Source organism: Bacillus sp. PK6-026 (assembly GCF_054161455.1).
The window spans coordinates 2,641,309-2,652,405 of record NZ_CP096418.1 but is presented as its reverse complement, the minus strand read 5'-3'; the positions used below and the strand labels follow the sequence as shown (position 1 = coordinate 2,652,405).

General features: G+C 45.2%; 11 protein-coding genes. 10 read left to right on the top strand and 1 reads right to left on the bottom strand.

The genetic code is table 11. From position 1 onward, the window contains the following. The 9 genes from ahrC (at nt 1) to M1D59_RS13335 (ending at nt 8,424) form a co-directional block, all read left to right on the top strand. Nucleotides 1-450, top strand: coding sequence for a transcriptional regulator AhrC/ArgR (gene ahrC, locus M1D59_RS13375; protein ID WP_020452129.1), 450 nt, complete (start codon nt 1-3; stop codon nt 448-450). Nucleotides 451-481: 31 nt separating this feature from the next. Further along, nucleotides 482-2,212 (top strand): DNA repair protein RecN, encoded by a 1,731-nt coding sequence (gene recN, locus M1D59_RS13370; RefSeq protein ID WP_025811171.1) that lies wholly within the window; start codon nt 482-484, stop codon nt 2,210-2,212. Between the two features lie 214 nt (nt 2,213-2,426). Beyond that, on the top strand, nt 2,427-3,677 hold the full coding sequence (gene spoIVB, locus M1D59_RS13365; RefSeq protein ID WP_031304732.1) for a SpoIVB peptidase: 1,251 nt from the start codon (nt 2,427-2,429) through the stop codon (nt 3,675-3,677). Between the two features lie 288 nt (nt 3,678-3,965). Next, nucleotides 3,966-4,766 (top strand): sporulation transcription factor Spo0A, encoded by an 801-nt coding sequence (spo0A, locus tag M1D59_RS13360; protein ID WP_075213036.1) that lies wholly within the window; start codon nt 3,966-3,968, stop codon nt 4,764-4,766. 341 nt (nt 4,767-5,107) lie between these two features. Next, nucleotides 5,108-5,404, top strand: coding sequence for an antimicrobial peptide LCI (locus tag M1D59_RS13355; protein ID WP_020452126.1), 297 nt, complete (start codon nt 5,108-5,110; stop codon nt 5,402-5,404). A 129-nt stretch (nt 5,405-5,533) separates the two neighbouring features. Then, a complete protein-coding gene (locus tag M1D59_RS13350) occupies nt 5,534-6,103 on the top strand; it encodes a serine O-acetyltransferase (RefSeq protein ID WP_020452125.1) in 570 nt (189 codons plus the stop codon). Nucleotides 6,104-6,602: 499 nt separating this feature from the next. Continuing rightward, nucleotides 6,603-6,908, top strand: a complete 306-nt coding sequence (locus M1D59_RS13345) for a membrane lipoprotein lipid attachment site-containing protein (RefSeq protein WP_020452124.1) — start codon at nt 6,603-6,605, stop codon at nt 6,906-6,908. 35 nt (nt 6,909-6,943) lie between these two features. Next, complete coding sequence (locus M1D59_RS13340) at nt 6,944-7,564, top strand: N-acetylmuramoyl-L-alanine amidase family protein (protein WP_020452123.1); 621 nt, start codon at nt 6,944-6,946, stop codon at nt 7,562-7,564. 134 nt (nt 7,565-7,698) lie between these two features. After that, entirely contained in the window at nt 7,699-8,424 is a 726-nt protein-coding gene (locus M1D59_RS13335) for a glycerophosphodiester phosphodiesterase (RefSeq protein WP_197407168.1), read from the top strand. 110 nt (nt 8,425-8,534) lie between these two features. On the opposite strand, the gene M1D59_RS13330 is transcribed toward M1D59_RS13335, so the two are convergent. After that, entirely contained in the window at nt 8,535-8,789 is a 255-nt protein-coding gene (locus M1D59_RS13330; protein ID WP_020452121.1) for a DUF2627 domain-containing protein, read from the bottom strand. Nucleotides 8,790-8,942: 153 nt separating this feature from the next. On the opposite strand from M1D59_RS13330, the gene M1D59_RS13325 reads away from it, so the two are divergent. Next, entirely contained in the window at nt 8,943-11,009 is a 2,067-nt protein-coding gene (locus tag M1D59_RS13325) for a sigma-54 interaction domain-containing protein (protein ID WP_023855158.1), read from the top strand. The last annotated feature ends 88 nt before the right edge of the window (nt 11,010-11,097 follow it).

The window sequence follows — 11,097 nt, the reverse complement described above, 5'->3', positions numbered from 1 at the left end:
ATGAACAAAGGTCAAAGGCATATTAAAATCAGGGAGATTATCACCGCTAATGAAATTGAAACGCAGGATGAGCTTGTCGATATTTTAAAGAAAGACGGCTATAATGTGACGCAGGCCACCGTCTCGCGGGACATTAAAGAGCTTCATTTGGTCAAGGTGCCGACAAACAACGGTTCCTACAAATACAGCCTGCCTGCTGATCAGCGCTTTAATCCCCTTTCCAAATTAAAAAGATCATTGATGGACGCATTTGTCAAAATCGACTCAGCCAGCCATCTGATCGTTTTAAAAACAATGCCGGGCAACGCGCAGGCGATCGGGGCGCTGATGGACAATTTGGATTGGGAAGAAATCATGGGAACGATCTGCGGAGATGATACCATTTTGATCATCTGCCGGACGCATGATGATACCAAAATCGTACAGAAGAAAATATTGGAGCTTTTATAAACGAAGGCCTGAAAAGAGGTGTCATGAAAGCTTGTTAGCTGAATTATCGATCAAAAACTTTGCCATTATCGAAGAATTAACCGTTTCTTTTGAAAAAGGGCTGACGGTTCTGACCGGTGAAACCGGGGCCGGAAAATCGATCATCATCGACGCCGTCTCTTTGCTTGTCGGAGGCCGCGGCTCGTCCGAATATGTCAGGTATGGCGAAAAAAGAGCCGAATTGGAAGGGCTTTTCCTCCTTGACAGCGGCCATCCGGTTTTTGATTTGTGCACAGAACTGGGGATTGAAGCCTCGGATGACATGATCGTTATGAGGAGAGATATTAACGCAAACGGCAAGAGCATCTGCCGCGTCAATGGAAAACTTGTCACCATTGCCGCTTTGCGGGAAGTCGGCAGACTGCTGCTTGACATACACGGGCAGCACGACAATCAGCTGCTGATGGAGGATGAGCACCATCTTCAGCTTCTGGACAGGTTTGCAGGAGAAGAAATCGAGCATGCTCTAAAAGCGTATCAGGAAGTTTACAGCCGCTACATGGACGTCATGAAAAAGGTGAAAGAGCTTTCTGAAAGCGAGCAGGAAATGGCTCACAGACTCGATTTAATACAGTTCCAGCTTGATGAAATCGAATCTGCAAACCTTGAGCCGAAAGAGGACGAACTTCTTCAGGAAGAGCGCCGTCAAATCGCTAATTTCGAAAAAATATACGAAGCTCTGCAAAATGCCTATAATGCGCTTCGCAACGAGCAGGCCGGGCTTGACTGGGTCGGCATGGCTTCAAGCGAGCTTGAAAACGTCTCAGGCATCAATGAAGGGCTCAATAAAGTATCTGAATCCGTAGCCAACGCATACTACATTCTCGAAGATTCAACTTTTCAGATCAGAAATATGCTGGATGAACTCGAATACGACCCCGAGCGCCTCGATTATATCGAATCGCGATTAAACGAAATCAAACAGCTGAAACGCAAATACGGCGCTACTGTCGAAGATATCCAAGCTTATTCGGCTAAGATAGAGGAAGAGATCGACCGGATCGAAAACCGGGACAGCCACTTGCAGGCTTTAAAATCCCGCCTCGAATCAATCGGCAAGGATGTGGCGATTGAAGCCGCCAATGTGTCCGAAATCAGAAAAAAATGGGCGAAAAAACTGGCCAAACAGATTCAGCAGGAACTGAAAGATCTGTATATGGAAAAATCGACATTCGATACGGAATTCCAGGTGAAAAAAGCGGAACGGGATGATGATGCACCCGTCGTCAACGGTATGCCGGTTCAGCTCACAAAGCACGGCATTGATACCGTCCATTTCCTAATCTCAACAAACACGGGAGAACCGCTCAAATCTTTGTCAAAGGTTGCATCTGGAGGAGAGCTGTCAAGAATCATGCTGGCCATGAAAAGCATTTTCTCTGCTCAGCAGGATGTTACATCGATCATTTTCGATGAAGTGGATACGGGTGTAAGCGGCAGAGTCGCGCAGGCGATCGCCGAAAAAATACACCGCGTCTCGATCGGCTCTCAAGTTTTATGCATTACCCACTTGCCGCAGGTGGCCGCGATGGCTGACACCCATCTTTTGATTACGAAACAGTCGAAAGACGGGAGAACGACGACAAGCGTCACACCGTTGACAAAACAGGAAAAAATAGCGGAAATCGGCCGGATGATCGCCGGAGTCGAAGTAACGGATCTGACGAAGCGCCATGCGAAAGAACTTTTGAACCAAGCTAAGCTTGTTAAAACTACCGGATAAGCTGTTCATCCTGAACAGCTTATTTTTTTGTCGGCATTTTCTTATACAAACTCTTTCTTATCATTTTATCCAATGATTTTCTTCCGTCCGCAGTTATAAATCGCTGTCCGAAAGGCAAAAGTAATGAATGTAGCGAAAGAAATTTTATATGGTGTGGGTTAGGTGCGAGGAGAGTGAAAAGGTGGATGTTGAAAAAATCAGAAAAGTTGTGGGTATGATTCTCCTTGTTTCTTTAATAAGTGTAGGGTTTTACAAACCGGTGAAAGAATACATTGTAATCCCAAAAAACTTGAACATTTTTGAGACGGGTACCCGTGCGGTTGAAACGAGCTTATCCGTCAGTGCTTCGAAAGATGGATCATCGGAAGCATTCACACTGAAAGAAAATCAAAGTGAAGTGGAAATAAAAGGTGAAAAGAATGGAAAGGCAGAACTCGTCTATGATTTTGCCGGATTCCCAGTTAAAAAAACGAAAGTAAATGTCCTGCCTGATTTGAAAGTGGTCCCCGGCGGGCAGTCTATTGGTGTAAAGCTTCACTCCGTTGGCGTATTGGTCGTAGGTTTTCATCAAATCAATACCTCTGAAGGCAAAAAATCGCCCGGTGAAGCAGCCGGAATCGCGGTAGGCGACATTATCACCGAAATCAACGGCACGAAAATCGAAAAAATGAATGACATTACCCCTTTTATTCAAAAGGCCGGGAAAACAGGAGAAACCTTACATCTGTCGATTAAAAGAGATAAACAAGAAATCAAAACGAAGCTCATTCCGAAAAAAGACCAGGCTGAAGATAAATACAGAATCGGCTTATATATCAGGGACTCTGCCGCAGGAATCGGCACAATGACTTTTTTCGAGCCGAAATCGAAAAAATACGGAGCGCTTGGTCACGTCATTTCAGACATGGATACGAAAAAACCGATCGTTGTTGAAAAAGGGCAAATCGTGAAATCGACCGTCACTTCGATTGAAAAAGGAACAGGCGGAAATCCCGGAGAGAAACTGGCCCGTTTCGCATCAGAACGAAAAGTGATCGGTGATATCAACAGAAACAGTCCATTCGGGATCTTCGGGACGCTTCACGAGTCAATCAAAAACCGCATCGCTGACAAAGCCATTCCGATTGCATTTTCAGATGAAGTAAAAGAAGGCCCGGCCCAAATTTTAACGGTTATCGAAAACGACAAAGTCGAGAAATTCGATATTCAGGTCGTCAGTACGACACCTCAGAAGTTTCCGGCTACAAAAGGGATGGTGCTGAAAATTACCGACCCGAGGCTGTTGAGCAAAACAGGAGGCATCGTTCAAGGGATGAGCGGAAGCCCGATCATCCAAAACGGAAAGATCATTGGCGCCGTAACTCACGTTTTCGTCAATGATCCGACGAGCGGATACGGCGTGCATATTGAATGGATGCTGTCTGAAGCAGGAATCGATATTTATAAAAAAGAAAAAGCAAGCTGACTGCCGGATTCCTCCGGCAGTTTTTGATTTCGTCTTTTTTTCTTGCGCGTTGTGCGTTAAAATGAAAGAAGAAAAGATTTTTCGACAAATTCACGTTCCCCGGTTTGTCAAGTCGCATTTCGAGTCGAAAAATCGAGAAAATCAGAAAAAAACAGAGAAAAAGCGAGAGATACCACTATTATTGGAAAAATCCTTTTTAAAAAAAGGGAATAAAGTGGTGCTGTCGAATTAAACATATTAGAAAAGAATGATGAAATTTATCAACATACACATTGGGGAGGAAGAAACGTGGAGAAAATTAAAGTATGTGTTGCTGATGATAACAGGGAGCTTGTCGGCCTATTAAGCGAATATATCGAGGGACAAAGCGACATGGAAGTACTTGGTGTCGCATACAACGGACAGGAATGCCTTTCGTTGTTTAAAGACAAGGAGCCCGATGTGCTTGTGCTGGATATTATCATGCCTCACCTCGACGGATTGGCCGTTCTTGAAAGGCTGAGGGAATCGCAGCTTAAAAAGCAGCCGAATGTCATCATGCTGACGGCGTTCGGTCAGGAAGACGTGACGAAAAAAGCTGTAGATTTGGGCGCGTCGTATTTTATTTTGAAGCCTTTTGACATGGAGAACTTAGTCGGCCATATCCGCCAGGTCAGCGGAAACGGATCTCAATTGACACACCGTGCCCCGTCTTCTCAAAGCAGTGTGCTTCGGCCGCAGTCGGAATCGCCGAAGAAAAACCTGGACGCCAGCATTACGACCATCATCCACGAAATCGGCGTGCCCGCTCATATAAAAGGCTATTTATACTTAAGGGAAGCCATCTCCATGGTGTATAACGACATCGAACTGCTCGGAAGCATTACAAAAGTGCTTTATCCGGATATCGCCAAAAAATTCAACACGACTGCAAGCCGAGTCGAACGGGCGATTCGCCACGCCATCGAAGTCGCATGGAGCAGAGGCAATATCGACTCGATTTCGTCACTTTTCGGCTACACAGTCAGCATGTCAAAAGCCAAGCCGACGAATTCAGAATTCATCGCGATGGTCGCAGACAAGCTGAGACTGGAGCATAAGGCTTCTTAAACGTTGACATGGCGCGGTTTTGACGAAGATTTACCGTTGAATTGCCGACCTGTTTCTAACGAATAGTTTATCGTAATTCCGATGAATTTTTCGTCCTTATTGCGATGAATTGCGATCCGAAGGGTTTCATACAGTATTTGAAGGTCTCGTTTTTATAAACGAGGCTGTTTTTTTGCTCTTAAATGTACTGTTTGTGTTTCAGCACGGTGTGTATTGTGTAAAGTCAGCCTAACAGCTTATCAAAAAATACCAAAATATTGTAATTTGTGCACTTTTTAGACATGCCTGTTTGTTATATGATGAAATCGAAATGAAATAAATGGAAAAGGAGTTGTTTTAAAATGAAAGTCAATAAATTATTAACTGGTACGACTCTGGCTGTTGGTTTACTTATTTCTACAGCGCCGGTATTTGCTGCACCGCATTCATCTGAGGTGATTGCACATCCGACTGCTCAATACATCAATTGTCCAAGTGACTTGCCAAGCTCATTCAAAAGCAGCAAATCATCAAAATGTGTAAAATCTTCTTCAGGAGTTTTCAGTAACAAATTTTCTGATAGCGATGGAACATGGTATTTCAAAGGGAAATTTTACAGTAATGTTTTTAACACTTGGGTTGGTTTTTACGAAGGATGAACAAAAAAGGGGGGCTCCCCCTTTTTTTGTTTTCCTTTTAGTAATTTCACGGAAATAGATGGCGGAGAATGTAAAACCTTTCGAAAAAGCCAATCTCGAGTTAAAAGTATGAAATAAGCAGGTGGTATGATGATCTTTACGAAAACAGATCTTCGCTATTATCTCGAACAAGACAAGAAAGCGTTAGGAATCTCAAGTCGAAAAAGGCCTAAATGGTTTGGCGATGATATTTGGAAGTATCAGATAGCCTTGCGCAAACATGAATATTACTCAAATGCCAACTCCAAGGTGTTCAAGCATGTTTACCGGTATCTGCATAAAAAGAGAGGATTGAAGCTCGGATTTGACATCCCGGTGAATGTTTTCGGTCCGGGGTTGAGGATCAACCATTACGGATTGCTCATCGTAAACAGCAATGCAAAAATAGGTGCAAACTGTGACATTCATCAAGGAGTTAACATCGGGCAAAATCACGCTCACCACGATGTTCCAACAATCGGAGACAATGTCTGGATCGGGCCTGGAGCAAAGCTCTTTGGCAGCATTCACATTGCCGACGGCATTTCGATTGGCGCAAACGCCGTAGTCAACAAATCTTTCACTGAGGAAAACATTACAATAGCCGGTGTGCCTGCCAAAAAGATTAAAGAGGCGCCGTCAACAATGGACCGGAAGCAGGCTCTGCAGCAGCAAATATAAGCATGAGAACTGCGGAAGGAGCAGCGCTGCTAAATCATCCGCTATGAAGGACTAAATGTTGTCATGAAGCAGCCGGGCTTTAAAAAATGCATTCCTGCAAGTTCTGATAAAAGCCACATAGCACGCAGCCAGCTTTCGGTGTATCCGTCTATTTTTCAAAGTTTGTCTCACGCCCGGTGCATTGGCGTCATAGACTGAATCATATAAAGCGAAAGCCGCATGAAACGTCTTTTTTCTTATGAAAAAAGACGTTTTTTTATACAAAAAAATAAAAATGATGAAATAGATCTGATTTCTTCCAGATGACAACCATTTTTCGCCTTGGGTAGACCGTTTTTCACAGACGTTTTTGAGCGGATGGCTTCTAACAATTCGGAAATCCCTGGGGCGTTGGACGGATAAAACGGGCGAATATCTGCTGGCGTGGCCTGCTTTACAGCCGCCGGGTATTAAAGATAAGGTACGGGGTGTAAAAAATTCAGCGGGCGAGGTGGTCGACATGAAAAAAGGAGTCATCCTTGTTTTGTTCGCTATGCTGCTATTGGCAGGCTGCGGGACAACGCAACATAATGAGAGCCGAAAAGGAACAGGCGGGGAAACGTTTGTGAAAGAAGGCACCTTTGTCGGTTTGGCGGATCAGCATACCGTCGCCGTCAATATTGACGGTAAAGAAACGACGTTTCAGGTCCCTCCCGAAAAACGGGATAAATATAAGGGGATCAAGGATGATACAAAGGTGGAAGTGAAGTACACGAAAACAGAGGACGGAACATTACAGCTTGAAGATATGAAAGAGAAAGAATGATCGTTTGCAAAAAGGGATTGTAGGAGGAACTAATCGTGAAACTGTTAATGAGGAGTTTAGTTTTGCTGCTGTTTTCGTTTATTGCGGTTTTTCCAGCTGCTTTTGCAGCTGAGCCGCTTTCCGGTAAGACGGTATATGTTGACGCAGGTCACGGGGGCGAAGACAGCGGCGCGGTCGGAAACGGGCTGCTTGAGAAAGATGTCAATCTTGAAGTGGCAAAGCTGGTTGATGAAAAACTGAAAGAAGAGGGAGCTGCCACAGTCGCCTCAAGAACGGATGATACGTTTTTGACGCTGGAAGACCGGGTGGCCAAAGCGAGCAAGCACGCTTCGGACTTGCTGATCAGCATTCATGCAAACTCGGCCGTCCCTGAAGCGTCAGGTACAGAAACATACTTCGATTCTGCCTATCAAGCCGCTGACAGCGAACGCCTGGCGTCTAACATTCAAGAACGCCTTCCGGATGCGCTTGGCACTCGGGACAGAGGTGTAAAAGAATCAGGGTTTTATGTCATCAAAAATTCTCAAATGCCGAGTGTTTTAGTCGAACTCGGCTTTATCACGAACAAAACTGATGCAGCTAAACTCGAAAGTCCGGAATATCAGGAAAAAGCGGCAGACGCGATTGCTGACGCTGTCACAGCTTATTATGAATAACAATAGGGGCCCCGGTATAAGACCGGGGTTCTTGTGTTATGTTTATGTTAAAAAAGGCCTTATGTGTGGAAAGAAAACAGTAAGACCTTCATAATGGGATATAAACTTGCAATTCTTGTAGAGGTGAACCAGAAATGACGAAAATATTTGCACACCGAGGAGCTTCAGGCACTTTTCCCGAAAATACAATGGAGGCGTTTAAGCAGGCGGCGGCCATCGGTGCAGACGGCATCGAATTGGATGTACAAATGGCAAAAGACGGACGTCTTGTTGTAATACATGATGAAAAGCTTGACAGGACGACTTCGCTGAAAGGATATGTAAAGGATCTTACATATGCGGAGATCAAGCGCGGAGACGCAAGCCACCGTTTTTCCGAAAAAACCGGCTCTGTCCCGGTACCGACCCTTGAAGAAGTGTTTGAGTGGGCGGCAGATGCTGAATTTCTTCTCAATGTAGAATTGAAAAACAGCATTATCCGTTATGAAGGAATGGAAGAAAAGGTGATGTCGATGATTGAAGCGTACGGCCTTCAAGACCGGATCATTCTTTCATCATTTAATCATGAAAGCCTTGCGTTATGCAGCAGATTGAATCCAAGTATCGAGTTGGCCGCGCTTTACATGGATGTCATCTACAAGCCTGAGGAGTACATTGAAATGATTCCGGCTGCAGGATTTCATCCGTATCGCCGTTCAATGTCGGTTGACATGATCAAAAACGCCCATTTGAAACAAAAAGCGGTCCGGCCGTTCACCATCAACCGTGAAGAGGAGATGAAAAAGCTGATTGCTGAAGGAATTGACGGTTTCTTCACCGATTTTCCCGAAAAAGCGTTAAAAATAAAAGCCAAGATGTGACACGCTGAAAGGATTACAAAATCCCAAAACTAAAAGTCGTTTTGGGATTTTGTCAACAATCTGAAAGCCGCAGACAATATCTGCGGCTTTTTGCTTTCCGTTCGCAGAGATCACACCTCGCGGCCGCTCTGCTTTTTTCTAAAGCGGGGGCTTACTTGGTTGCGTTTTCTGTCTCTGTATAGAATAAATCCGCCTAATAAATAAAGGCCGCCTGCGAAGCATATGAACCCCGCCAGCCCCTGAAGCCAAAGGATCTGAAACGGGCTGATCAAAACGCCGAAAACAGTGTCGCGCATCAATTTAATTCCGAGAGCAGCCAGGCCTCCCGGTATCAGCAAAACGAGCAGTGCGATCATTCTCCCCATACACGAATCCCCTTACCAAAGATTTACCTTTATTGTCTATTTGAAAAAAAAGTTTGTCAAGAAAGGAAAACATGATAACATAGATGTTGTGCAAATTGTTGCAAGTGAACGTGATAGTGTGCAAAATTTTTCATACAAAGGGGTAAAGGGATGATGCAAAAAGTACTGATCGTTGGTGCTGGAAAAGGGGGGACTGCTCTCTTGGATGTGCTGCTGAAAACAAAGACGATGCATATCGAGGCGGTCATCGATAAAAATCCGGAAGCTCCCGGGCTTTTCATCGCGCAAAAAAACGATATCGAAACGGCGCTCGATTGGGCGCCGTACATCACAGAACAGATCGATATCATCATTGAAACGACCGGAGACGCCGGTGTATTAAAGCAACTGATGCGAAAAAAGCACGACAGTACGATCGTGGTGCCGGGATCGCTCGCTTATATCATCTCTCAGCTGATGAACGAAAAGCAGCAGCTCATCCAAATGTTAAAAGAGCAGACGTATAAACACGACCGTATTTTCAACTCTATGAATGACGGCATGATTTTTATCGACATTAACGAAGAGATCATTTTGTTTAACAAAATGGCGGAAGTGATGACCGGGACAAAGCGCACTGAAGCGATCGGCCAGCATATTCAAAGCGTGATCCCGACGACGAAGCTGCCGCGCATTCTCAATACGAGAGAGCCTGAGTATCATCAAAAACAATTTCTCCATCCGAACAGGCAGATCGTCACGACCAGAATTCCGATTATCGATGACGGAGGGACGCTGCTCGGGGCGCTTAGCATATTTAAGGACATTACCGATGCGGTCGAGCTGGCTGAAGAGGTGACCAACCTGAAGGAAGTCAGAACGATGCTTGAAGCGATCATTCAATCTTCGGATGAAGCGATATCGGTCGTTGATGAAAACGGAAACGGGATGATGATCAACAGGGCGTATACAAAGATGACGGGCCTGACAAAAGACCAGGTGATCGGGAAGCCGGCCAATACCGACATATCCGAAGGTGAAAGCATGCATTTGAAAGTGCTTGAAACGAGGCGCCCTGTCAGAGGGGTCAGAATGAAAGTCGGCCCCAATAAAAAAGAAGTGATCGTCAATGTCGCGCCGATTATTGTTGACGGTATTTTAAAAGGGAGCGTCGGTGTTATTCACGATGTATCTGAAATTCAATCGCTCACAAACGAGCTGAACAGAGCGCGCCAGATTATCCGTACACTCGAGGCGAAATATACATTTGCCGACATCATCGGTTCAAGCGAGCAGATGCTCGTCGCGCTGGAACAGGCGAAATTGGGGGCGAAGACGCCTGCGACGATTTTGCTGAGAGGCGAATCGGGAACGGGGAAAGAGCTTTTTGCCCATGCCATACATAACGAAAGTGACCGAAAGTATAATAAGTTTGTTCGCGTCAATTGTGCGGCCATTTCGGAATCACTGCTTGAATCAGAGCTGTTCGGCTATGAAGAAGGCGCTTTTTCAGGCGCGCGCCGCGGCGGCAAAAAAGGATTTTTTGAAGAGGCGAACAACGGCAGCATTTTCTTGGATGAAATCGGAGAGCTCACGCAAAACACACAAGCGAAGCTCCTCCGCGTTCTTCAGGAAAAAGAAATTGTCAGAGTCGGCGGGACCAAACCGATTTCTGTGAACGTCCGGGTCATCGCAGCGACAAACGTCAATATTGAAAAAGCGCTCGCTGAGGGCAGGTTTCGCGAAGACTTGTACTACCGGATCAATCGCTATCCGATATCAATTCCGCCGCTCAGGCAGCGGAAAGAGGATATCGAAGCCTTGAGCAGGCATTTGATTGGGAAGATCAATCAAGAATACGGACGCAATGTAAAGGGGCTCACGAAAAACGCACTCAAATCGTTAAAAGCACGGAAGTGGCCGGGGAATGTCAGAGAGCTTGAAAATGTCCTTGAGCGGGCGATGATCTTTTTAAAACCGCAAATGGAATGGATTGATCTCGAACACCTGCCTGAAGCAGACCGTCCGAAAAAAAAGGTGGAAGCCGGAGCAGCTTTCCCTGAGATTGAAGAGGAAAAGCTGTCTGATGCGGTTGAACGGTTTGAAGCTCATGTCATAAAAGAAACGCTTGAAAAGCATCAATACAACAGAACGAAAACGGCGAAAGCGCTTGGAATCAGTATCCGCAATCTCTATTACAAAATGGATAAATACAATCTTGCAAAAGATAGCATGCAATAAATTGCAAAACGAGTGCAAAATCATGCAAACTGTAAAACAGGATCACAGTACCGAACCGCTTTTTTATACTGGCACGAAACTTGCATGA